We start from the raw sequence: 22,458 nt of genomic DNA, 5'->3' as shown, positions 1-22,458 counted from the left end.
CGTTGAACCGACCGCCCTCTCAGCCTTTTAGACCAATCTCAACGAAGTAAGGAACCTAAACGAGGCTGGCGGCCGATCAATCCCCGTAACCCCGTTGTCATTGCATGGCCGTCGGCACGCCGAATTGGCGGATATCAGGGGCGAGGCCTCGTCCGCAGACTGCCCCGCCCCGGTCCGGATGCGTCCTGACCTTACTTGGCCTTGGCGATTTCCGACTGGAAATCCGGAACAACCTGGAACAGGTCGCCCACGAGGCCATAGTCGGCCACCTGGAAGATCGGCGCGTCCTCGTCCTTGTTGATCGCGACGATGACTTTGGAATCCTTCATGCCGGCAAGGTGCTGGATCGCGCCGGAGATGCCCACGGCCACGTAGAGATCGGGGGCCACCACTTTGCCGGTCTGGCCGACCTGCCAATCGTTCGGGGCATAGCCCGCATCCACCGCGGCCCGGGAGGCGCCGACGGCGGCGCCAAGGGTGTCGGCCAGGGGCTCGATGAGCTCATGGAACTTGTCAGCCGAGCCGAGGGAGCGACCGCCCGAAACGATGATCCGCGCGGAGGCCAACTCCGGCCGGTCGGACTTGGCGATCTCCTCGCCCTTGAAGGTCGAGCCGGCGCCGGACGCCGCGGCGGATACCGCTTCGACGGAGGCGGCCGAACCACCCTCGCCCGCCGCCTTGAAGGCCGCGGTACGGACGGTGATCACCTTCTTCGGTCCCGGGGCCTGCACCGTCTGGATCGCGTTGCCGGCGTAGATCGGCCGCTCGAACGTGTCCGCCGAGACGACCTTGATGATGTCGGAGACCTGCGCCACGTCGAGCAAGGCTGCGACCCGCGGCAGGACGTTCTTGCCGGTGGTGGAGGCCGAGGCCACGATGGCATCGTAGGGGCCGGCCACCGCCGCGATTAGGGCCGATACCGGCTCGGCGAGGTCGTGGTCGTAGGCGGCATCCTCGGCGAGGAGGACTTTCTCCACGCCCTCCAGCTTGCCCGCGGCCTCGGCCACGGCCTTGGCGGAGGCACCGGCGACGAGGGCGTGGACCGGCGCGCCCATCTGGTTGGCGGCGGCGAGGGCCTTGAGCGTCCCGTCCTTGATCCGACCGTCCGCATGTTCGACGAAGAGAAGCGTGGTCATGTGCGTTCAAACCCCGGTTGCTGGGGCTGCGCTCGACCGCCAAGCGGGAGCGCAGCCTTCGTTGCGATGATCTAGATGACGCCGGCCTCGACCTTGAGCTTCTGGACGAGCTCGGCGGCCGAACCCACCTTCACACCCGCCGACCGCCCCGGCGGCTCCGCGGTCTTCAACACCGTCAGCTTCGGGGTCACGTCGACGCCGAGGCCTTCGGGGTTCATCTCGTCCAGGGGTTTCTTCTTCGCCTTCATGATGTTGGGCAGGGAGGCGTAGCGCGGCTCGTTCAGGCGCAGGTCGGTCGTCACGATCGCCGGCAGCTGGAGCGATACGGTCTGGAGCCCGCCATCCACTTCGCGGGTGACGTCGATCGCGCCTTCGCCCATCTCGATCTTGAAGGCGAAGGTGCCCTGCGGCCACCCGAGGAGGGCCGCCAGCATCTGGCCGGTCTGGTTCGAATCGTCGTCGATGGCCTGCTTGCCGAGGATGACGAGTTGCGGCGCCTCCTTCTCGACCACGGCCTTCAGGAGCTTGGCGACTGCCAGGGGCTCACAATTGACGTCCGTCTTCACGAGGATCGCCCGGTCCGCACCCATGGCCAGGGCGGTGCGAAGGGTCTCCTGCGCCGCCTGAGGGCCGATGGACACCGCGACCACTTCGGTCGCCTTGCCCTTTTCCTTCAGACGGATCGCCTCTTCGACGGCGATCTCGTCGAAGGGGTTCATCGACATCTTCACGTTGGCGAGCTCGACGCCCGAACCGTCCGCCTTCACGCGGATCTTCACGTTGTAGTCGACGACCCGCTTGACGGGCACCAGAACCTTCATGGCGGTCTCGATCCTTCCCACTATTGTTCTTTAATCCGCGGGAAATGGCCCGGCACAACCGGTGGGCAAGGCCTACCTCCGCGGAAGGCGGCGGGACCGTAACGGCCACATTTCTGCCTTGTCAACGCGGGGCTGCGCCGCCCCGGCGATCCGCCCCGGCCGGCTCAGCGGTTCGCGCCCGGCACCCAGAGCACATCGTCGGCGCCGTTGCGGTTGGCCGCCCGGCTCGCAACAAAGAGAAAGTCGGACAGGCGGTTGAGGTACTGGATCGCCTCCGGCGATACCACCTCCCCCTCCGCTTCGGAGAGGTGGACGGCGAGCCGCTCCGCCCGGCGGCACACCGTCCGGGCCAAGTGCAGGTAGGCCGAACAGGCTGAACCGCCGGGCAGCACGAAGGACTTGATCGCCGGGATCGTCGCGTTCAGGGCGTCGATATCCCGCTCGAGCCGCTCCACTTGGCTGGCGACCATGCGCAGGGGCTCGTAGGGCAGCGGCTCGGGCCCTTCCGGCGTCGCGAGGTCCGCCCCGAGATCGAACAGGTCGTTCTGGACGGCACCGAGCATGCGGTCGAGATGCTCGTCCGCATGCAGCCGCGCGAGGCCGACGCAGGAATTCGTTTCGTCCACCGTGCCGTAGGTCTCGACGCGCAGGTCCGCCTTGGACCTGCGCTGCCCATCGGCAAGGGCGGTGGTGCCGTTGTCGCCGGTACGAGTATAGATCCGGTTCAGCTTGACCAAGGGTCGCTCCCCCCGCGCAACGCGCGCCGGGTCAGCGGGCGCGCCTTAGAACGTGTAGCCGAGCTTGCCGCCGAAGTTCGTCAGGCCGCGGTTGTTGGCGCACAGGCCGGCGTTCGACATATGCTCGACGGTGGCCATGATGGACCAATGCTCGGTCAGGCGATAGCCGAGGGCAGCCGCTTCCCGGAAGAGCGGCGAGCAGCCCAGCGTGTTGAAGCCATAGGGCGTCAAGACCTTCGGGCCGGTATAGCCGTTATGGGCCGCGCCGCCGAAGAACCCATCCAGGAAGATGCGGTGGCCGAGGGTCTCGGGCAGGATCTCCACGGTCCAGGTCGCGCCGAGATAGGCGTAGCTCGTCCGGCCGCCGGTGTTGTAGCTGCCGCCCACGGTCGGCCGCGGGATGAAGGCCTGCCAGAAGGGATCCTGGAAGACCACCGGCTTGGCCAGCAGCACTTCGCCGTTGACGTTCTCCGTGCTGAACCCCCGGGCCTTGCCCTCGGCGCTGCCCGGATCCTGCACCGCGCCGCCGATCCTGATCTCGGACACGAAGCTGAGGGGCTGCACCGGGGCCGCGTAGGCCACCGGGGCGCGGTAGGTGCCAAGATCGGCGGCGGCGGCGGGCACGAGGGCGGCGCCGGTGACGAGGCCAACGACGAGGACGCGGAAGGAGGCGGTCATACGGTCTCGGTGGGCAAACGAGTGCAACTCAATGCGCCGAGACTACCACGGAGCTCAGCCGTTGCGCCCGGTTTCATCCGCCGCCCCTTGGAAATGCCAGGGATGCGGCGCCCGGGTCACAGTGCGCCTCGGCCCCTCAGGCGGAACGCCACCACACCACGCCCATGATCAGGACGATTGCCACGAACTGCAGCAGCACGCGCAGGCGCATCAGCCGCTGGGAGACGTTCGCGCTGCCACCACGCATCATGTTGGCGAGGCCGAGCACGAGGACCATCGCGACGGCGAGACAGGCGATGAGGACGAGGGTGTTGGACGACATCGCGGTAAATCCCGGGCGGCGCGGCCTTCGGCGCAGGGCGCATCAGCACCTATAGCCGGCAGCGCGCCGCCGCACAGCCCGCGGGGCGCTGCGGAGTGTCGCGGTGCTGTGGCCCGGCCTCCGCTTCCCTCAGTGCCGGTCGGTTGTCTCCGCATCGGCGAAACGGAGAAGGACCCCCCGGCCTGCGGCCGGCGGATCGGCGAGCCGGGCCCGGAAGCGGGCAGTTTCTCCCGCGCCCAGTACCGACCGCGGCGCCCGGGCGGGGAACACGCGCAGGGGTTTGCCCGCGGCATCGCTGATCTCGATCTGCAGGCCCGGCACAGGCACGTCCCCCTGCCCCACACCCACGAGGTCGCCTTCGACCACCAGTTCGGCCCCACGGTCCTCCGCCGCCGGGCTCTGGAAGGCGACCACGTCGCGGATTTCCAGTCCGCGGCGGTTCACCGGGAGGCCGATAGCCGAGAACAATGACGCGGTTCGCGGCACGAGGCCGACCACGCTCGACCGGGCGAGGCAGGCGATCGGCAGGGCGGCGAGCAGGACGAGGAGGCCGATCGCAGGCGGCGACAGGGGAAAGCCTTTTCCGGATGAGGGCCGCCGCTTCGCCCCGCCTTTCCTGGCGGGGGCTTTTTTGCCGGGGGGCTTCCGCTTGCGGGGTGCGGGCTCCTTGTCCGCGCCGTCGCCCTCGGGGACGGCGTTGTCCCGGACGGCGGCGGTGGCTTCCTCCCAGGCGGCGTCGGCCACCGGGTCGGACGGGGCCTCGTCCTGCGTCGCGAGGGCGGCCTCCGGGGCCTCCTCTTCGGCGGCGTCGGGGGTGATGAACCACGTTTCCCGGCACGCGGCGCACCGAACCGACTTGCCCTCCGGTCCGATCTTGGCCGCATCGATGCGATAGCTGCTGGCGCAGGTCGGGCAGGTGATCAACATCGGCGGGGTACTCGATGCGGCCGCTCCCGCCATCCGCGACGGCTGGCGGCAGAAAAACTCTTGAGAAATGGTGCCGGAACGGAGTTAACCTCGCGTGAAGCCGCCAGGGCTGCCGCCGCGCCCGCGGAGCGGCCCGCGCGGTGGTTCTCAATCCCTGCCTTCGGGCGAAGCAGCGGGACTGCGTTGAACGTTCAGGCATCCATGAAGAGCCTGCTGCCGGGGGCCGAGCGGCCCGTGGTGCAGTTCGAGCATGTCGGCATGCGCTACGGCCTCGGGCCGGAGGTGCTCTCCGACGTGAGCTTCCGCATCGCGCCCCACTCGTTCCAGTTCCTGACCGGACCGTCGGGTGCCGGCAAGACGACGTTGCTGCGCCTCATCCTCCTTTCCGTGCGACCCTCCCGGGGGACGGTCGCGATCTTCGGCGAGGAGACCTCGGGCATCTCCAGCGAGAAGCTGACTTTGCTCCGGCGGCGGATGGGCGTGGTCTTTCAGGATTTCCGCCTCCTCGACCACTTGACCACCTATGAGAACGTCGCCCTCCCCCTCAGGGTGCAGGGGCGCTCGGAGGCGAGCTACCGGGCGGAGGTGGTGGAATTGCTACGCTGGGTCGGGCTCGGCGAGCGGATGCACGCCCTTCCGCCCCTCCTCTCGGGCGGGGAGAAGCAGCGCGCCGCGATCGCCCGGGCGTTGATCGCCCGGCCGGACCTGTTGCTCGCCGACGAGCCCACGGGCAACGTCGACCCCGCCCTCGGCCGGCGCCTGCTGCGCCTCTTCCTCGAACTGAACAAGCTCGGCACGTCCGTGATCATCGCCACCCACGACTTCGGCATCATGGATGCCGTCAATGCCCGGCGCATGGTGCTGAACGCCGGCCGGCTCCGGATCGAGGAATGAGCATCGCGGCCAAGGCGCGGGCCCGCGCCGCAGCGGCGTTCCCCGCCGATCCGACGCTCCCGGCCAACCTGCGGCGCAACGCGCCCCTCGTCCCGACGGATACCGCCGCCGGGCGCTCGCTGGCAGCGGTCATCGCCATCCTGACCTTCCTGGCGGGGCTCTGCGCCGGGGGAGCCGAGATGGTGGCCACCAACGCCGCACAATGGCAGACCAGCGTCGCGCAGGAGGTGACCATCCAGGTCCGCCCCGGCCCGGGCCGCGACGTCGATGCCGACGTGGCCAAGGCGGAAGCCATCGCCCGGGAGGAGCCGGGCATCGCCCGGACGCGGGTCTTCTCGAAGGCCGAATCGGAGCGGCTGCTCGAACCTTGGCTCGGTACAGGCCTGGACCTGTCCGACCTGCCGGTCCCGCGGCTGATCGCTCTCAGGATGTCGGGGGACGGCGTCTCCCTGGGGCATTTGCGTAGTCGGTTGTCCGACACCCTGCCCGGCGTCGCCAGCCTCGATGACCACGCCCTCTGGCTGCAGCGCCTGTCGGTGGCCGCGAACGCCTTCGTGGGAGCGGGGATCGCCTTGGTGGTTCTGGTGCTCGTGGCGACGGGTCTCGCCGTCACCTTCGCCACCCGCGGGGCCATGGCCGGCAACAAGGAGGTGGTCGAAGTGCTGCACTTCGTCGGCGCGGGGGACGACTACATTGCCCGCGCCTTCCAGGCGCGTTTCTTCGGGCTCGGTCTTCGCGGGGGCGCCATCGGGGCAGCCTGCGCCATCCTCGCCTTCCTGATCGCCGGTCTCTTGACCGGCTCGGCAACCGCCGGACCCGCGGGCCAGGAGATCGAAGCCCTCTTCGGCGCGTTTCGGATCGGCTGGCGTGGGTACCTGAGCATCGCCGTGATCGGGGGAATCGCCTCCGTCGTGACCGGAGCGGTGTCCCGTATCACCGTCCGGCGATACCTCGCTTGATTGCGCCTATAGTCGCGGCCGCAACTTCAAGAACGAGAACCTCCGGGCACTTTAAGTGTTTGGCAACCTGTTGGGAGAGTGATCTGTGGGCAGCCGAAGGGGCTGCCTCCACGTCGCCGCATTCGGCGCTAGGCTCCGGAGGATGAACACGCGGATGACGCGCGCCCCCGTCTCCCTCGCGACCGACGCCATCGGCTGGGTCTGGACCGTCCGCACGCCCGAGACGCCCTTTCCCCCGACGCGCCGGACGGCCGGCGATGTGATGGTCCATTGCGGCGTCGCGGTCGCCGGGCTCTGCTTCGTTGCCTTCGTGGCGGGCTTTCTCGCCTTCGTCGGGACCGTCGCCCGCCAGGAGCGGACCCCGGAAGGCCGCACCGACGGGATCGTGGCCCTGACCGGCGGGGCGCAGCGAATCGGCGACGCCATCGATCTGCTGGCGGCCGGCTATGGCCGCCGCCTGCTCATCACCGGCGTGAACGAGCGCACGAGCCGGGAAGAGATCGCCCGTCTGAACCCGACCCAGCGTGAGTTGATCTCGTGCTGCGTCGATCTCGATTACCGGGCGCGCAACACGATCGGCAACGCCATCGAGACCCGGCGGTGGATGCGCACCCACCATTTCAGCACCGTGGCCGTGGTCACGTCGAACTATCACATGCCCCGGACGCTGATCGAACTCGATCATGCCCTTCAGGAGAGCGAGCGGATCGTCCCCCATCCGGTGGTGACGGAGGCGTTCGATGCCGATTCGTGGTGGCGCAGCCCGCCCGCCGCGCGGCTGCTCGCGTCGGAATACGTGAAGTTCCTGGTGAGCTGGGTCCGCACCCGCTTCGAGGCGGATCCGGAGCGTTCCCGGGCGGCGATCCTGATCGGCCGCCGCAAGCCGGTGAAGATGGTCGCCGAGCCGCTGATGCGCGGGATCGACTGAGCGGACGGGCCGAACCCGGCGGGTGTGCCGGTGGGGCGGTTCTTACTGCCCCTTGCAGCGGTCGCGGATCGCCTCGGCGAATTCCTTCTCCGAACCCTGGACCTGAGCGAGCCCCGTCGTTCGCTCGGTGCCTGACAGGCACCGGGCATAGACGGCCGCCACGCGGCGCATCGTATCCACGTGCCGGCGCCAGACCCGACAGCTCTTGGTCAGGTCCGATAGATCGGCCTGCTCCAGCTGATCGATGGCCTGCCGCTGCATCGATTGCGCGACCACCACATCCCGGGGACAGGTCGTATCGCTACCTTGGGCGTGGGCGGGCATCACCACGCCGGCAAGGGCTACGGCGACGATCAAACGGCGAATCGGCATCAGGCGGCCTGGGACGCGGCGTTGCGGGTCAGCAGCGCATAGAGGGCCGCCGCATCCCGCGCGGCGCGGATGCTGGACAGCATCCCCGGCTCGCGCAGGACGCGCGCCACCTGGGCCAGCGCCTTCAGATGGTCCGCGCCGGCTCCTTCCGGAGCGAGGAGGAGGAAGGCGATATCCACGGGCTCGCCGTCCAGGGCTTCGAAATCGACCGGCCGGTCGAACCGCGCGAACAAGCCGAACAGCCGGTCGAGGCCGGGCAGCTTGCCGTGCGGGATCGCCACGCCCTCACCGATACCGGTCGAGCCGAGGCGCTCCCGCTGCAGCAGCGTCTCGAACACCGCCCGATCCGAGAGCATGGGCAGACGCCGCACGGACTGGCTCGCCAGGTCCTGCAGCACCTGCTTCTTCGAGCGGGCGCGCAGGGAGGCGACCACCGACTCGGGGTCCAGAAACTCGAGAAGTGGCATGGAACGACCGTAGCTCCGCCGCCTAGCTCCCCCGGGGAGCCGGCCCCCTCAAGATCGCCGTGCCCATCCGGAGACGGACACGCCTTCGTCCAATGAATGGACCCCGAAGACGGTTCCGGCTCTGTTCTGCGGTCGCCTGCTGAGTGTCAGGCGCCGCCGGCCGGAGGATCGACCCAGCCGATCGCCCCGTCGCTGCGCCGGTATACGATGTTGACGCGTCCGGTACCAGCGTGGACGAAGACAACAACCGGCGATCCTGTCATGTCGAGGGCTGTGACCGCCTCGCCGACGGTCCGGCGCTCCAGGGCGCGGGTGCTTTCCGCCACGATCGGCGGATGCGAGTCGCCCTCGGGCTCCGGGTCGGCATCCTCGTCGTCGGGTGGGGCGAGCACTGCGTAAGCCGCCTCGATGGCGGTCCCGTTCCGGGCGGCGGTCGCATGCTCCTTCAGGCGATGCTTGTAGCGGCGCAGGCGCGTTTCCAGACGATCGGCCGTCTGCTCGAAGCTCACCCGGGGGTCGTGGGCCGCGCCTACCGCTTCCATCGTCAGCCCCGAGACGAGGTGCAGCACGCAATCGGTGCGGAAGGCGCTGCCGTCCCGGCGGAGGGTGACGTGGCCGGTGCAGCCATCCTGCATGTGCGCGTCCAGATACTTCGACAGCGTCGCCGCCATCCGCTCTTCGACCCTGGCACGCAGACTTTCGCCGAGATCCACGCCGTGGCCCGTGACGCGCAACGACCTCATGATCCCTCCCATGCTTGTGCAGGCTAAGGAATTAGAGACCCGATTCCACGCAAGTCAACGGAGCGTCGGGCTTTTGGTCCGTTCCTATGACCAAGCTGCAAGCGCCAGTTGCAAACGATTAACCCGTTCGATCCTAGGTTGGTGAACGTATGGAGTAGGGCACCGCGATGACCGTTCTCTTCGTCCTCGCCGTCATTCCGCTGACCGTGGCCATCGTCCTAGCTCGCGGTGAGCCGGTCCGGACGATCAGCTGCCTGGGCGCGATGAGCGTCGGTTGCCTGATCGCCTGCTACAGCCTTTTTGGCGCGCTGCGTGGGCGGCTGACGGGCGAGATCCGGTAGAGGGCCTTCGCGGGCTCCGCTTGCGTCGCTCACTCTGACCAAAAACCTGCGGCCGGCCGGGATTAACCCGGATCTAATAGATCGCTCGCCCGACCTGGAGACCATCCAGGGTATCCAGAGCCTCTTTTGCGAAAAGCTCCGCAGATCGTACCCCTCCATCGTGCAAGCCCTGGCCGAGTCCGACGTCTGGGCCAATCTACTCGCGTAAGTGAAGAGCCCGCGGTTAGCACCGCGGCAGGCCGTTGGCCGCCGAACGGACTCCAGAGCGGGCGGAGGCGAAGCCGCCTCCGCTGCGGCTGCCGACATTCCAGATCACGTCCTTAGTCAATGATCTGATGCCGCCGTCGCCGCGCGTCCGGCGCACGTTGACGCACTTCAGGCGGGCGACCTTTGGAGAGGCCGGCATGCCTCGTGGCGCCGGGGAGCCCGCCATCTCGAACCACAGGGACGACGCGGGAGAGCCTGTCTGGTCATCGAAGGCGGCGTGGGTACTCGTTATCAGGACGAACGCCGTGCGGGCCGCCATCGGACGCTCCGGTGACTGAGGGACCCCTCTCACACGTGGTCCCGCCTTTGGTGGCCGAGGGGCAATGCCGCGAACTTTGCGAAAGCCGACGGCCCGACCGTTGGTTCGGCCTCGGTGGCCTTCCGCCCCGACAGCGCCATAGCAAGCAATGACTGTAGATTGTAGGGCTAAGAGCCATCAATATCTGATGATATTCGAGCCTAAATTTAAGATTTATCTTCGTTATTATAGCTCATCTGCATGCCGTATGGCGTAACAACCGCAGGTTTTCCGATGAAATATGGCACATATAGATCGATTCAGCTGATAAAAGCGGAGTATCGTCTTCAGATTGTAAGGTCCTGCGCCTAGAAGCGATGCGAATGCTTATCGTGGCTATGCCTTAACATCGGCGTGGCCACTGTCGGAGTTTGCCGGATGCCGAACATCAACGAGAGCGCGAATCGCCACGGAGCGGGTCGGTTCCGGGTCGGCTGGATGGTCGCACTGCTCGCGTCCACCGCCCTCGTTGCGGTCCCCTCGGCTCTTTCACCGCTTGGGACAGGCGGGGCGGCCCTCGCAGGCGGCGGCGTAGGCGGTACGTCCAGCTTTAATGGGGGAGGCACTGCTGGGGCTACGAACAGCACTGGCGCGGGCTCGCCGGGTGGTAACGGCACCACTTACAGCGGTGGTGGTGGTGGCGGCGGCGTCGGTGCCAACGGTGGCGCTGGCGGGGCGCCAAGCAACTCCAACGGCAACAACGCCGGAAGTTGCAGCGGCGGAAGCAGCGGCGGCGGTAGCGTCAGCAGCGGCGGCGGCGGTAGCGGCGGCGCGGGGGCGACAGGAACCGGAAGTGCAGGGGGAGATGGCGGTGATGGGCCTTCGACCGGCGGTGGCGGTGGCGGCGGTGGCGGCGCGAATGGTTATGTCGGCACATCCGCACCGACTGGGGCCGTAGCCGGCGGCGCCGGCGGGAATGGTGGTGCCGGTGTGGCCAATGGGACGAACTACGGCGCTGGCGGTGGCGGTGGTGCAGGCGGCTACGGTGCCGTCTTCACGGGTTCCGGCTCCTACACGATCCAATACGACATAATCGGTGGCGCCGGCGGCAAGGGTGGTTCCGGCAGCAGCAAGACCAGCGACAATAATCCTGGTCACGGAGGAGACGGCGGCTACGGGCTGCTCCTGACCCAATCGGGCGCCGCAATCACCGTCAACGACGGTGTGACCGTCATGGGCGGCAAAGGTGGCGCAGCGGATCGTCATTCCGGGAATGTCGACAACTCTGGGGCGGGTGCACTCGGTATCAGCGGGACCTCTTTCACGCTCACGCTGGCGCCTACAGCTACCGTTGCAGGTGGGTCGGGGTTGGGGGGAATCGCTCACGCAATCCATTTCGATGGAGGCAATAGCACTCTCGAGTTGAAGGGCAATGGCCTCACAAAAGTAAATTCCTACGCCACTATCGGTGGGTTGGTTATTGCTTTCGGAACGTCAAATACTTTCAAGATTTCGGGGCTTGGCGGCTATTTTGACCTGACGAAAGTCGATGGCGATAAAAATAGCACTCTTGCGACGTTTGGAGGTTTCGACAAGATCGAGGTCGCACCGGATGCCTCGTCGACGTGGATTGTGGACGGGGCACAAGGAACCTTCGGAACCGGCAATTGGAAGGTGACGCAAGGCACCCTCCAATTGGGAAGTTGGCTTGATAGCGCGACATTGAACGGCGGAGTCGATGTGCTTGCCGGAAGCACACTCGCTGTCTTCGCGGCCAAGACCAGTACTGTATCGGGAGCCATGTCGATATAATCCGGCGCGAACCTGTCCGTGAAAGCCGGAATGAGTACGGGGCAAACGTTGGTCGTTGACAGCCTGACTCTCTCGTCCGGGTCGACGCTCACTCTTCACCTTTGTTCACCGCAGAGCACTGCGCTTATGAAAGTCAACAACGCCTTCAGCTATAATTCCGCTCTCACAGTCGCCGATGACGGTCGCAATCTCGCCGATGGAACATATGCCGTTATAAATTACAATGGCGCCGCTCCAGCAAAAACAGATCAGTTTTCATCCGTGACGGGTCCTCAAGGCTATGTATTGACCTTAGTCGCGGACGCGGCAAATAAGTTACTGAGCCTCAACATCCTTTATCCCGATCCGTACTGGAACGGATCAATAGTCGACGGAACTACCACAGCAATTGTCGGCGGCGACGGTACCTGGAAGGTCGACTCTGCATACTCGAACTGGACGAACGCTTCAGGTACGCTTCATAGCGGCTTCAAAGTTGGCAAGTCGGCAATCTTTGCCGGAACGGCCGGCACTGTGACGATCGACAGCGGAGGTCCGATATTGGTCAACGCCGCAGGGCTGATCTTCAACGTGGATGGCTATAAACTCACAGGCTCATCCCTGTCGTTGGTTGCGATGTCCGGCACGCCGAAGATTACCGTCAATGGCGCCACGACGACCGCAACCATCGGCACGACACTTCGTGCCTATTCGGGAATCGAGCTGGACGGCGGCGGAACGCTGATCCTCACGGCAGACAGCACCTACACAGCCAAGACCACGATCACCTCCGGCACCTTGCAGCTCGGCAACGGCAACATCGTCGGTTCGGTCAAGAGCGATATCGTGAACAACGATAAGCTAGTTGTGAACCGCAACAACCAGCAGAGCAACGACACTTGGACTTACAGTAACGTCATCTCCGGCACCGGCTCCCTGGATAAGACAGGGACCGGCACCCTCGTCCTGACGGGCGCGCAGACCTATAGCGGCGGAACGACGGTCGATGGCGGCACATTCGTGCTCGGCACGAAGGACGCGACGGGCTCGCTGCAAGGCGACGTGATCGTCAACAAAGGGGGCACATTCCAGGCCGGAACCGTCGGCGGGAGCGCCGCCGCCGCGGGAAGCATCGCCGGCGACCTGAGCGTCAAGTCCGGCGGTACCCTCGGCTTGCAGCCGAGATCGGGCAGCAGCACCCAGTCGCTCAGCGTCAAGTCTCTCACCCTTGCCGCGGGTTCGACGTTCTATGCCTCCCTCGGCGCGCCATCCTCGACGGCGCTCATCGGCGTGGCGACGACCTTCAGCTACAAGGGCACGTTCGGAATCGTACCCCTCACCGGGTTCGCCGAGGGCACCTACACGCTCATCAAATATGCAGGGGCCGATCCCGCAGGGAGCGATGCCTTCTCCAGTATTACGGGCGGTGGAGGTCGTACTCTTTCCGTCAGCCTCGACACGACCCACAAACTCCTGCTCCTCACTGTGTCCGCCCCGCCGCCCTACTGGAACGGCAACACGACGTCGGGCGCGACGACCGCCGTCGTGGGCGGCGACGGGACGTGGAAGACCGATCCGGCCGTTACGAACTGGACCAACGAGGGCGGCACGAGCCACGACGCCTATGGCGCGAACAAGGCGCCGATCTTCGCCGGCACGGCGGGCACGGTCACCATCGACAGCGCTTCGGGCGCATCCCCGGTCTCCGTGAAGGGCCTGACCTTCAAGGTGGACGGCTACACCATCAAGGGCGACACGCTGACCCTCGCGGACAATGCGGCGGCGCCGAAGGTCTCCGTCAATGGCTCTGCCACCGCCACGGTCGCTGCGACGCTGGCCGGGACGGACGGTTTAGAGCTGCTCGGCGGTGGCACGCTGATTCTGTCGGCCAACAATACGTACGCGGGCAAGACCACGATCACGGCCGGCACCCTGCAGATCGGCGCCGGCGGCACGACGGGGTTGGTGGCCGGCGACATCGTGGACAACGGAAAGCTGATCGTCGACCGTAAGAACGACGCCGACAGCGGGACATGGGCCTATTCCGGCATCATCTCCGGCACGGGTTCCCTGGAGAAGCGCGGCACCGGCACCCTGACCCTCACCGGCCTCAATACTTACACGGGCGGTACGACGATCACCGGGGGCACACTGCAGATCGGCGACGGCCACACCGCAGGCGCGATCGCCGGCGGCATCACGAACAACGCCAACCTGATCTTTGCCAACGAGACGAATCAGACCTTTGCCGGCCTCATCTCCGGCAGCGGCACCGTGACCAAGACGGGCGCAGGCACGCTGACCTGGACCGGGATGACCAGCGCCACGAATGGCTACACCGGTACCACCACCATCAGCTCCGGAACCCTGGCTCTTTCGACCAACAACACCACCCTGCCCGGGGCGGTGACGGTCGCCTCCGGCGCGACCCTGAATATCGTCGCGATGAGCACGATCGGCTCCCTGGCGGGTACGGGCTCGGTCACAGTCGGCAAAAACGCGACGCTGTCGCTCGGCGGCGACAACAGCTCGACCGAATATTCCGGGACGATCTCCGGTTCGGGGGCTCTGGTAATGAACGGCACCGGCACCCTGACCTTGCGCGGTACCGGTAAGGTCGATCTCAAGGGCAATACCCTGACGATCGAGGCTGCGGGTACGGCTTATCAATTCTCCGGGACGATCACAGGATCCGGCGAGCTCAAGAAGACCGGTGATGGGTATTTTATCCTATCAGGATCGAACACTTTCACTGGGCCGTTGACGATCTCCGAGGGTAAGCTCGCCGCGAGCGGAACCATTATCAACCTAGAGTCGACCGACAGCACCCCGGTATCGCCTTTGGCGAGCACCGTGGCCGTGACGGTAGAAGCCGCCAGTACGTTCCGGGTTCTGAACACGTCGCTGGCTATCAGCTCCCTGACCGGCAGCGGTACGGTGACTGGCGGAGCGAACATCCCGTTGGCCGTTTTGAGCGTCGGCGGGGATGCCGACATGACGTTTTCCGGCGTCCTTGCCGACGACGATGAGGGCGGCACGCTCGGCCTCGTCAAGGCCGGCAAGGGGACCATGATCCTGTCCGGTGCGAGCACCCTGAGCGGCGGCACGACGGTGGCGGGCGGCACGCTCGTGGTGAGCGGCGGCCGAAGCCTCGCCGGGAACGTCACGGTCCAGAAGGCCGCGACCCTCGCCGGCGATACGGTCGGCCTGACGGTGGGCACCATTGGCAGCAACGTGGCCATCCAGGATGGCGGCACCCTCAGCGGGGTCGTCGGCACCACCACCCTCAAGATTAAGGGCGATCTGACCCTCGGTTCCGCAGCGAACACCGCACTTCTTCTAGGCGCACCCTCGGCGACGGCGGCGATCGGTGTTACCGGCAAGCTGACCCTGGACGGCAAGCTCAACCTGCAGCCGGGCGCTGGCTTCGGCAGCGGCACCTACCGGCTGTTCGACTACGCCAGCAGCCTCAGCGGTGCCGGTCTGACGATCGGCACGGCCTCGGATGACGTTCTCTTCGCAGTCAACACCTCGACTGCGGGGCAGGTGAACCTGCTGGTCACCGCCGGGCAATACTTGAACGGTAACAGCACCGGCGGAGGCGGTACCGGCGTCACGGGCGGCAACGGAACATGGGACGCTACCGCGAAGAATTGGACGAACGGCCAAGGTAGCACCTCCGAGATCTTCGGAGCGAACGGACTGGGGATCTTCTCCGGCACGGCGGGTAAGGTGACAGTGGGCAACGGGACCACGCCGAGCGTGGCCGGCCTTTCCTTCAAGACGGACGGCTACGAGATCACCGGCGGCTCGATCGCCCTGGTGGGCTTCAACAACAACACCACGACCCGCAACTCGGTGGACGACAAGACCGTGGTCGGTGGCGGGACGGCGACAATCTCATCGACACTCACCGGCACCCAGAAGATCGACAAGGCCGGCAACGGTACGCTGATCTTGTCCGGCAACAACGACGCCTATACCGGCAACGTCTTGGTCTCGGCGGGCACCCTCGTCGCGAGTGGTGGCCACGCCATCGGCGATACAAGCAGCGTGGACGTGGCCTCCGGCGCGACCTTCAAGCTCGCGGCCGACGAGATGATGGGCAAGATCACCGGCCCGGGGTCGGTCGTCCTCGACAAGGCGTCACTGACGATCGGCGTGGACGGCAAGGATTCGAGCCTCGACGCGGCTTTGTCGGGCAATGGCAGCCTGATCAAGACCGGCAACGGCACGCTGATCGTCTCCGGTCAGAACTCCCATACGGGAGGCACGGAAGTAAACGGCGGCACGATGGCCCTGACGGGAAGCGTGACCGGCGACGTCAAGGTGCAGGACAAGGGCCAACTCGGCGGCACGGGCACCGTCGGGGGAACGGTTCATGTCCTCGATGTCGGCACCACGACCGGTCGCTACGGGAAGGGTCTCTATCGGATCATGAGCTACACGGGCGCTCTGATCGGAAACGGCATGACCGTAGGCGCGCTCGATCGCAGCGTGAACGTGCCGGACATGGCCATCCAGACGGATACGGTCGGAAAGACGGTGAGCTTGCTCACCAGTCCGGCTGATGCGTCGTTCTGGAATGCTGGGAAGCCGGGTTCCGGTGTGGTCGAAGGCGGTAGCGGCACGTAAACGGCCGACACGGTATGGACGAACCAGAAGGGCACGACCTCGACGGGTATCCTGCAACAGGCCACGGCAATTTTTACGGGAGCGTCAGGCACGGTGAAAGTCGATGGAACGGCTGGGCCGGTCTTGGTATCGGGAATGCAGTTCGCAACGACCGGCTATTCCGTACATGGTGACGCCATTACGGTCTTGGACGACGGGATGACGATCCGTGTGGGTGATGGGACAGCGGTGGGAGCCGCGATCACGGCCGTGATCGACTCGCCTTTGAAGGGCAGGGGGCACCTTACCAAGACGGATCTGGGCACGCTGGTCCTGACTTCAACCAACAGTCACGAGAGTGGGACGTCGATCGAGACCGGAAAGGTGAAGATCGGGCATGCGCAGGCGCTGGGCACGGGGGCGGTGAGGCTGAACGAGGGGACGACCCTGGCCTTCGCCGGGGATCTGAACCTGGCCAACGCCATCAGCTTCCCGCAGAAGGGCGACCCGATCATCGACACCGAGGACCATACGGTGACGATCTCCGGGGCGATCTCCCGGGTAGGCGACCTGTCGAAGGTCGGCACCGGCACTCTCGTGCTGAGCGGAGCCAACACCTATACCGGGGCGACCGACGTGACGGCGGGCCGCCTGCAAGTGGACGGCTCGATCACATCCTCATCGGGGGTGACGGTGCGCGGCGGGGCGAGCCTGGGCGGGTCGGGCACGGTGCCGGGGCTGACGGTTTTGTCAGGGGCGACGGTGGCGCCGGGCTCGGCGTCGGGGATCGGGACGCTGACGGTGGCGGGTCCGGTGAGCTTTGCGGCGGGCTCGACCTATCGGGTGCGGATCGATGCGGCCGGCCATACGGACGCGCTGACCGCCACGGGGGCGGCGACTCTCTCGGGCGGGACGGTGGACGTCCAAGCAGGGTCGGGCACCTACGCGGCGGGCCAGGGCTACCGGATCCTTAACGCATCCGCAGTGAGCGGCCAGTTTGCAACTCTCCAAACGACGACGAACTTGGCGTTCCTGCAACCGTCGCTAAGCTACGACGCGACGGGTGTAAGCTTGGGCTTCACTCAAGCCACCACCGGAAGCACGTCCGGAAACACGGTTGGCACCTCCGGCAATACGGTTAGCACGCCCGGCAATACCGGTGTCACGCCCGGCAATACGGGTGGTACGACCGGTGGAACGGTTGGCGGTGGCGGGAACGCGGGTGGGGGCGTCTCTGTGGTGCACTTCGCCTCTGTGGCGGGCTCGAGCAACCAGCGAGCGGCGGCGTCCGCAGTGGAGGCGCTGGGGTCGGGTCGGGTCTATGCCGCCGTGCTGTCACAGTCGGCGGCGGGTGCCCGGCAAGCCTTCGATGCGGTGTCGGGAGAGATCCATGCCAGCGCGCTGACCGCCGGGATCGAGGACAGCCGAGTGGTACGCGAGGCGATAACGGGCCGTCTGGACGAGGCGGCACGTGGGACTTCAGCGGATGCACAGGCAACGTCACGGTTCGCTCCGGCGGTATGGGGGACGGGCTTCGGCACGTTCGGCCGCACGGGGAGTGACGGCAACGCGGCGGCGCTGAAGCGTTCGGTGAACGGGTTTGTGCTGGGCGCGGATGGGCGGCTGGACACTGCAGAATTGTCGGCCTGGCGAGTGGGTGTGGCCGGGGGCTACACGGATGACACGCTGGCGGTGAACGCGCGCTCGTCGCGAGCTGATCTGAAGACGGTGTTCGGCGGAGCGTATGCGGGGGCTCTGCTGGGGTCGGTAGACGTGAAGCTAGGTGTGATGGGGGGCGGGACGCAGACGACGACGCAGCGCACAATCCTGTTCCCCGGGTTCATGGACACAGCTCATGGCCGGCGGGACGGGACGATCGTGCAGGGCTTTGGTGAGGTGGGATACCGGATCGGCGTGTCTGCGGGGTTCGTGGCGCCGGTGGTGCAGGCGGCGGCGATCCGGTTGGGCCAGGACGAGGTGCGCGAAAGCGGGGGCGCAGCGGGTCTGCGGGTGCTGGGCCGCTCGACGTCAGTGGGGACGACGACGGCGGGGGTTCGCGGCGAACTGGCGTTGTCTCCGGATCTGCCGCTTCTGGCGCGGTGGTCTGTGGGGTGGCATCACGCGTATGGCGACGTGTCTCCACGTGTGCTGGTAGCGTTTGGGTCTGGTGGGAGCGCGTTCGCTGTATCGGGTGCGCGGATCGACGGGGACGCGGTCATGGCGGAAGCAGGCCTGGCGTACCGGGCGAGCGACACGGTGAGCCTAGGGGTGAACTACGCGGCGCAGGCCGGCCGTCACGCCTCGGACCAAAGCGTCAAGGGCAACGTCGAAATCCGCTTCTGAGGCGTTGCGCGATAAGACTGTGTTGCTCACGCTCGCAGGGACCGAGACGACGGCTCGTCCGGATGTCTGCATTCGGGGCACTCGCGAGACGCGTTCCGCAACGTGCTCGGGCTTGAGCGCGAGGCGGGCCGCACGGCGCGCTTTCAAGGGCGCCGTGCGGCCCGCCGTCACGAACTCTTGCAGCGGATCGAGGCGCCGCTGGCGTGGTGGGGCGATCGCACGCTTGAGGACATCGCCAGTGCCCTGTGCACGGCCGACGTCGATGCCCGCATCGGGACGGCAGGAAAAGCACACGCCGAGCCGGGCTCGGTCGCGACGACAACGCTCGCCCTAACGGCGTCGGGCCTGTGCGGTGCGGACATTCCCGTCCGGCCAAGGCGGGCGCTATGTCCGTTGGCGGCTTACGGCACAGCATCACGCGCACGACGGTCACGTGGGGCGTCCAGGCCAGGATGGACCTGTGGGAGCGCTCGGGCTGTATCGTGATGACGGTCGAGATGATCGAGAGTCGCTGCGGGCACACCTCCACAAACCATATGGAAGACGCATGTGCGGTCTTTGACGGGCAGCGTCGGAAGCGAGCAGCGTGGAAAGTGCCGGATCCTATGACCGACAGGATTGATTGGTCACTTTTTGCGCCAATCTCTGGCCGAGCCAGTGGTCGGCGGTTTGCTCTCTGAGCCGGGAAGACCCTTCCCCAAGGGGGTAAATGGTCGGAGTGGCAGGATTTGAGCCTGCGACCTTGACCCTAACCCGGCAAACTGGTCCAGGCCGAGCACAAATTTTTCGGGCATCCTGAACCCTGAAGGAGGGTGGATGCCATGCCTCGCAAACGCTTCACGAATGAACAGATCGCCTTTGCCCTTCGGCAGGCGGAGAACGGCGCGACGGTGGACGAGGCCTGCCGGAAGATGAGCGTGTCCGAGCCGACGTTCTACCGCTAGAAGAAGCAGTTCGTCGGCATGGGCGTGCCGGAGATCCGGCGGCTGAAGCAGCTGGAAGACGAGAACAGCAAGCTCAAGCGGCTTGTCGCTGACCTGACGCTGGATCGCTCGATGCTGCCGGACGTGACTAAACGAAAGTGGTGAGGCCCGCTGTTCGACGTGAGGTCACCGGACACCTGCGGGCGGCCTACGACATCGGCGAACGTCGGCCTCTTCAGGCGACCGGCTTCGGTCGCTCGTCCCAGCGCTACAGGAAGCGGTCGGATCCGCAGGCGGCGATGCGCATGCGGCTGAAGGCATTGGCGGCGGCGCGGGTGCGCTATGGCCACCGGCGGCTGCACATCCTGTTGCGGCGGGAGGGCTGAATCGTGAATCACAAGCGCACCTACCGCCTCTACCGGGACGAAGGGCTGTCGATCCGGCCCAAGCTGCCCAAGCGCAAACGGGCCTGGCGCTACCGCCAGGGGCGACCGGCGATCGGTGGTCCCAACGAGGTCTGGGCGATGGACTTCATGTCTGACGGCCTGTTCGACTGACGGCCGTTCCGGATCCTGACGGTGGTCGACTGCCATACACGAGAGGCGCTCTCACTGAGACCGAGAGCCAACTTCCGCGCCTTCCAGGTTGTCGAAGCACTTGACGCCCTGGTCAGGCTTCGTGGCCGTCCGAGGAGCCTCCCGGTGGATAACGTCCTACGTAGCGAGAGAGGACGGCTGGCTGATGCCCAGGGCCTGGGTCGCTCTCGGGGCAAATTGAGCACCAAGATCCATCTGACCTGCGATGCGCTGGGCAATCCCGTTCGGTGGCTGGACGGACCCGGCTAGCAAGGCGCGGTGGTCCGGGCCGCCGCCCTGATAGAAGGTCTGGGCTGCGACCTCGTCATCGCCGACCGCGCCTACGACGCCGAGCACTTCCACGACGCGATCCTCGATCAGCCGGCACAGCCCGTGATCCCGCCGCGTCCCAACCGGCGCCGCCCCCATGCTTACGATCACCATCTCTACAAGGAGCGCAATCTGGTCGAGCGGTGCTTCGCCAAGCTCAAACAGTTCCGTCGCGTAGCGACCTGCTACGACAAACTGCCCCTCAACTTCCTTGGATTTATCACCCTGGCCGCCATCGTCATATGGTTAAAATAGTTAAAGCCTCACCACACTCTAGTCGCCCTAAAGCGGATCAAGGAGCGCCAGAACCCGCTCGTCGCCGTCGGCCAGTCCGCTCAGGCAGCGGCGGAGGCGCGGCATACCAACGTGATGCAGGCTATTGCGACCTTCGTCTCCCGCTCGGGAATCGATAAGGACAGCCGAGCGTTGTACAAGCGGATCGACGCAGCCGAGAAGCGCCTCGACACGACGCAGAAGTGGGTCTGGAGCGCGATAGCTGCTGCGGTGTCGGCCTTTAGCTCGAAGGTGCTAACGAAGATCGGCCTGATGCACTGTTCGCCGCTTGACACTCTACTTCACACCTACGCAGGTGCCCATAGCGGCCGAGTAGGCGACCTGTCCAAACCGGACCGAGATGTTCCGGGAGCATTCTCACCCCACCCGGCGCGTGCCGAGGTGGGCTTTCTTCTTTCACACGTCCGATGCGCGGCGAACGACGCGGCGTAGCCAGGGCTCCGGTCCGACCGGGTCTCTCTCCCCAACGCCGATCCAGCCTGGATCGGTAGAGATCGGTGGGCCGTGATTGACTTTGCGAGCAATCGTTAGGCCCATCGAGACCGGGTCTTTTATGTTCGGCGTCTGCTTCGCGCGCGGCGTTTCGAATGTAATTACCTCAAACCGCGGCGAATCATAAAGCGCGCGAGCCGCTTGGGCGACACCGTCATGAAAGAGGGTGTCGTGCATGATGATGTAGCCACCGGGGCGGACCAGCGGTTCGAAATTCACCAGCTCTAGGTTCGCTGTCTTGTATGTGTGCTCGCTGTCTACGATGAGCAAATCGTACTCCTGGCCCACCAAATAGGGCAAAGCCCCGTAGGAGAAAATACTCAAATATTCGATATACTTTTCCAACTCTGTCCCGATCCAGAGATGATTCTGCGGGAGGGGATCAATGCCATAGATTTTGCCGCCGAGACCGTTATCGTGCATGGCCGCTGCAAGATAGCACGTCGACAACCCTTGATAGACGCCGGTCTCAATGACACGCGTGGGCCTAATCATCCGGCACAAATTATACCAAATCTCTAGAACTTCTAACTCCGTATGAATTCCATCCGGTTCTCCATTGTTTTTTTTATAGTAACCCGTCTGACTGTCATACGTATTGACAACATCCATGATTTTTTTAGGAAGATTTATCATTTCCGCCCATCTCAATTTGGCATATATAGTTGAAGACAAGCCAGCTTTATCGAACTTTTATTATCAATATGGCCGAGCCGTCAAGTTTTTGTCGTAGTTATCGCGATCAACAGAGATAGTCAAGATTTGTAGACTGCGGCATTGCTAAAATGAATTTCAGCTTATGAGTATTAGCTTGACAGGTAAGGTCGACTAAAAAGGTATAAAACTTACAAATTCGCATCGATGAATTATGCGATACGAAATATTATTATTGGGTTATACAACATTGCGTGTGGCTTGAATGCGAATTTTCACGCCTCAATATACCGGGCAATGTTAAACGCTTGCGCTCCAGACCCTACGGCGCATCGCTCCGCAGCGGCCACACTGGCTCCATCTCCGGCCCCTTCCGCCCGCAGGCGGTGCAGCGCAGGTACAGCCCGACGTCTCGGACAGCCATCGTGGTCGGGAAGCGGTCGATCGGAAGCTCGCCCTCGTGCCGGCAGGGTGGCGTGCAGATCGCACGGATGGCCCGGACGTGGTTCTGGATCGCATTGGTCAGATCCATCGGCCGAACCTCACGCCCGTCTCGGTCATAGGCTCGACGCAGGTTTCGGCGGTGACGTGGAACGGGATGGCCTCTCCCGT

General features: G+C 65.4%; 19 protein-coding genes and 1 pseudogene. 9 read left to right on the top strand and 11 right to left on the bottom strand.

What is annotated here, in order from left to right:
- Window positions 1-191 precede the first annotated feature (191 nt).
- From MFF22_RS08900 to MFF22_RS08875, 6 genes are all read right to left on the bottom strand, one after another.
- On the bottom strand, window positions 192-1,136 hold the full coding sequence (locus tag MFF22_RS08900; RefSeq protein ID WP_238248612.1) for an electron transfer flavoprotein subunit alpha/FixB family protein: 945 nt from the start codon (window positions 1,134-1,136) through the stop codon (window positions 192-194).
- A 71-nt stretch (window positions 1,137-1,207) separates the two neighbouring features.
- Entirely contained in the window at window positions 1,208-1,957 is a 750-nt protein-coding gene (locus MFF22_RS08895) for an electron transfer flavoprotein subunit beta/FixA family protein (protein WP_238248611.1), read from the bottom strand.
- Between the two features lie 164 nt (window positions 1,958-2,121).
- Window positions 2,122-2,694 (bottom strand): cob(I)yrinic acid a,c-diamide adenosyltransferase, encoded by a 573-nt coding sequence (locus MFF22_RS08890; protein WP_238248610.1) that lies wholly within the window; start codon window positions 2,692-2,694, stop codon window positions 2,122-2,124.
- A gap of 45 nt (window positions 2,695-2,739) precedes the next feature.
- Entirely contained in the window at window positions 2,740-3,372 is a 633-nt protein-coding gene (locus MFF22_RS08885) for an acyloxyacyl hydrolase (RefSeq protein ID WP_238248609.1), read from the bottom strand.
- A 136-nt stretch (window positions 3,373-3,508) separates the two neighbouring features.
- Window positions 3,509-3,694, bottom strand: a complete 186-nt coding sequence (locus MFF22_RS08880; protein WP_238248608.1) for a twin transmembrane helix small protein — start codon at window positions 3,692-3,694, stop codon at window positions 3,509-3,511.
- 129 nt (window positions 3,695-3,823) lie between these two features.
- Complete coding sequence (locus MFF22_RS08875) at window positions 3,824-4,621, bottom strand: zinc-ribbon domain-containing protein (protein WP_238248607.1); 798 nt, start codon at window positions 4,619-4,621, stop codon at window positions 3,824-3,826.
- Between the two features lie 201 nt (window positions 4,622-4,822).
- Here MFF22_RS08875 and ftsE point away from each other — a divergent pair, with 201 nt between their 5' ends.
- The 3 genes from ftsE to MFF22_RS08860 all read left to right on the top strand — a co-directional run bounded on the left by ftsE (window position 4,823) and on the right by MFF22_RS08860 (window position 7,402).
- Window positions 4,823-5,515, top strand: a complete 693-nt coding sequence (ftsE, locus tag MFF22_RS08870; RefSeq protein ID WP_238248606.1) for a cell division ATP-binding protein FtsE — start codon at window positions 4,823-4,825, stop codon at window positions 5,513-5,515.
- Window positions 5,512-6,474 (top strand): cell division protein FtsX, encoded by a 963-nt coding sequence (locus MFF22_RS08865; protein WP_238248605.1) that lies wholly within the window; start codon window positions 5,512-5,514, stop codon window positions 6,472-6,474. The genes ftsE and MFF22_RS08865 overlap by 4 nt, the downstream gene beginning before the upstream one ends.
- A 262-nt stretch (window positions 6,475-6,736) precedes the next feature.
- Window positions 6,737-7,402: a YdcF family protein gene (locus tag MFF22_RS08860; protein ID WP_370877549.1), complete on the top strand. Its 666-nt coding sequence runs from the start codon at window positions 6,737-6,739 to the stop codon at window positions 7,400-7,402.
- Window positions 7,403-7,444: 42 nt separating this feature from the next.
- Here MFF22_RS08860 and MFF22_RS08855 read toward each other — a convergent pair whose 3' ends face one another.
- The 3 genes from MFF22_RS08855 to MFF22_RS08845 form a co-directional block, all read right to left on the bottom strand.
- The gene (locus MFF22_RS08855; RefSeq protein WP_238248603.1) at window positions 7,445-7,774 is read right to left on the bottom strand and encodes a hypothetical protein; all 330 of its coding nucleotides are present in this window, start codon (window positions 7,772-7,774) and stop codon (window positions 7,445-7,447) included.
- Window positions 7,774-8,241 (bottom strand): PTS IIA-like nitrogen regulatory protein PtsN, encoded by a 468-nt coding sequence (ptsN, locus tag MFF22_RS08850; RefSeq protein ID WP_238248602.1) that lies wholly within the window; start codon window positions 8,239-8,241, stop codon window positions 7,774-7,776. The genes MFF22_RS08855 and ptsN overlap by 1 nt, the downstream gene beginning before the upstream one ends.
- A gap of 146 nt (window positions 8,242-8,387) precedes the next feature.
- Window positions 8,388-8,984, bottom strand: a complete 597-nt coding sequence (locus MFF22_RS08845; protein ID WP_238248601.1) for a ribosome hibernation promotion factor — start codon at window positions 8,982-8,984, stop codon at window positions 8,388-8,390.
- A 167-nt stretch (window positions 8,985-9,151) separates the two neighbouring features.
- On the opposite strand from MFF22_RS08845, the gene MFF22_RS08840 reads away from it, so the two are divergent.
- From MFF22_RS08840 to MFF22_RS08810, 6 genes and pseudogenes are all read left to right on the top strand, one after another.
- Window positions 9,152-9,325 carry a hypothetical protein gene (locus MFF22_RS08840; protein ID WP_238248600.1) on the top strand — a complete coding sequence of 58 codons (174 nt, stop codon included), beginning with the start codon at window positions 9,152-9,154 and terminating at the stop codon, window positions 9,323-9,325.
- A 1,495-nt stretch (window positions 9,326-10,820) separates the two neighbouring features.
- Window positions 10,821-11,642 carry a hypothetical protein gene (locus MFF22_RS08835; protein WP_238248599.1) on the top strand — a complete coding sequence of 274 codons (822 nt, stop codon included), beginning with the start codon at window positions 10,821-10,823 and terminating at the stop codon, window positions 11,640-11,642.
- Window positions 11,643-11,768: 126 nt separating this feature from the next.
- On the top strand, window positions 11,769-16,256 hold the full coding sequence (locus MFF22_RS08830) for a beta strand repeat-containing protein (RefSeq protein ID WP_238248598.1): 4,488 nt from the start codon (window positions 11,769-11,771) through the stop codon (window positions 16,254-16,256).
- A gap of 135 nt (window positions 16,257-16,391) precedes the next feature.
- Window positions 16,392-18,578: an autotransporter outer membrane beta-barrel domain-containing protein gene (locus MFF22_RS08820; RefSeq protein WP_283206164.1), complete on the top strand. Its 2,187-nt coding sequence runs from the start codon at window positions 16,392-16,394 to the stop codon at window positions 18,576-18,578.
- A gap of 821 nt (window positions 18,579-19,399) precedes the next feature.
- Window positions 19,400-20,211 (top strand): annotated as a pseudogene (locus MFF22_RS08815) (transposase); the annotation flags it as partial.
- A gap of 144 nt (window positions 20,212-20,355) precedes the next feature.
- Entirely contained in the window at window positions 20,356-20,661 is a 306-nt protein-coding gene (locus MFF22_RS08810) for a transposase (protein WP_238248596.1), read from the top strand.
- Window positions 20,662-21,096: 435 nt separating this feature from the next.
- Here the strand turns inward: MFF22_RS08810 and MFF22_RS08805 are convergent, their stop codons facing one another.
- Window positions 21,097-21,828 carry a class I SAM-dependent methyltransferase gene (locus MFF22_RS08805; protein WP_238248595.1) on the bottom strand — a complete coding sequence of 244 codons (732 nt, stop codon included), beginning with the start codon at window positions 21,826-21,828 and terminating at the stop codon, window positions 21,097-21,099.
- 340 nt (window positions 21,829-22,168) lie between these two features.
- On the bottom strand, window positions 22,169-22,378 hold the full coding sequence (locus MFF22_RS08800; protein WP_238248594.1) for a hypothetical protein: 210 nt from the start codon (window positions 22,376-22,378) through the stop codon (window positions 22,169-22,171).
- Between the last annotated feature and the right edge of the window lie 80 nt (window positions 22,379-22,458).

The sequence above is a fragment of the Methylobacterium persicinum genome (assembly GCF_022179525.1).
In the GTDB taxonomy this organism is placed as follows: Bacteria; Pseudomonadota; Alphaproteobacteria; order Rhizobiales; family Beijerinckiaceae; genus Methylobacterium; species Methylobacterium persicinum.
The sequence above is the reverse complement of the archived record's forward strand: the minus strand, read 5'-3'. Positions and strand labels throughout refer to the sequence as shown.

What these genes read in the sequence shown, in the direction of transcription:
- MFF22_RS08900 (WP_238248612.1), bottom strand. Translation starts at nt 1,136, where the DNA reads ATGACCACGCTTCTCTTCGTCGAACATGCGGACGGTCGGATCAAGGAC.
- MFF22_RS08895 (WP_238248611.1), bottom strand. Translation starts at nt 1,957, where the DNA reads ATGAAGGTTCTGGTGCCCGTCAAGCGGGTCGTCGACTACAACGTGAAG.
- MFF22_RS08885 (WP_238248609.1), bottom strand. Translation starts at nt 3,372, where the DNA reads ATGACCGCCTCCTTCCGCGTCCTCGTCGTTGGCCTCGTCACCGGCGCC.
- MFF22_RS08880 (WP_238248608.1), bottom strand. Translation starts at nt 3,694, where the DNA reads ATGTCGTCCAACACCCTCGTCCTCATCGCCTGTCTCGCCGTCGCGATG.
- MFF22_RS08875 (WP_238248607.1), bottom strand. Translation starts at nt 4,621, where the DNA reads ATGTTGATCACCTGCCCGACCTGCGCCAGCAGCTATCGCATCGATGCG.
- ftsE (WP_238248606.1), top strand. Translation starts at nt 4,823, where the DNA reads ATGAAGAGCCTGCTGCCGGGGGCCGAGCGGCCCGTGGTGCAGTTCGAG.
- MFF22_RS08865 (WP_238248605.1), top strand. Translation starts at nt 5,512, where the DNA reads ATGAGCATCGCGGCCAAGGCGCGGGCCCGCGCCGCAGCGGCGTTCCCC.
- MFF22_RS08860 (WP_370877549.1), top strand. Translation starts at nt 6,737, where the DNA reads ATGGTCCATTGCGGCGTCGCGGTCGCCGGGCTCTGCTTCGTTGCCTTC.
- MFF22_RS08855 (WP_238248603.1), bottom strand. Translation starts at nt 7,774, where the DNA reads ATGCCGATTCGCCGTTTGATCGTCGCCGTAGCCCTTGCCGGCGTGGTG.
- ptsN (WP_238248602.1), bottom strand. Translation starts at nt 8,241, where the DNA reads ATGCCACTTCTCGAGTTTCTGGACCCCGAGTCGGTGGTCGCCTCCCTG.
- MFF22_RS08845 (WP_238248601.1), bottom strand. Translation starts at nt 8,984, where the DNA reads ATGAGGTCGTTGCGCGTCACGGGCCACGGCGTGGATCTCGGCGAAAGT.
- MFF22_RS08840 (WP_238248600.1), top strand. Translation starts at nt 9,152, where the DNA reads ATGACCGTTCTCTTCGTCCTCGCCGTCATTCCGCTGACCGTGGCCATC.
- MFF22_RS08830 (WP_238248598.1), top strand. Translation starts at nt 11,769, where the DNA reads ATGAAAGTCAACAACGCCTTCAGCTATAATTCCGCTCTCACAGTCGCC.
- MFF22_RS08820 (WP_283206164.1), top strand. Translation starts at nt 16,392, where the DNA reads ATGCAGTTCGCAACGACCGGCTATTCCGTACATGGTGACGCCATTACG.
- MFF22_RS08805 (WP_238248595.1), bottom strand. Translation starts at nt 21,828, where the DNA reads ATGATAAATCTTCCTAAAAAAATCATGGATGTTGTCAATACGTATGAC.
- MFF22_RS08800 (WP_238248594.1), bottom strand. Translation starts at nt 22,378, where the DNA reads ATGGATCTGACCAATGCGATCCAGAACCACGTCCGGGCCATCCGTGCG.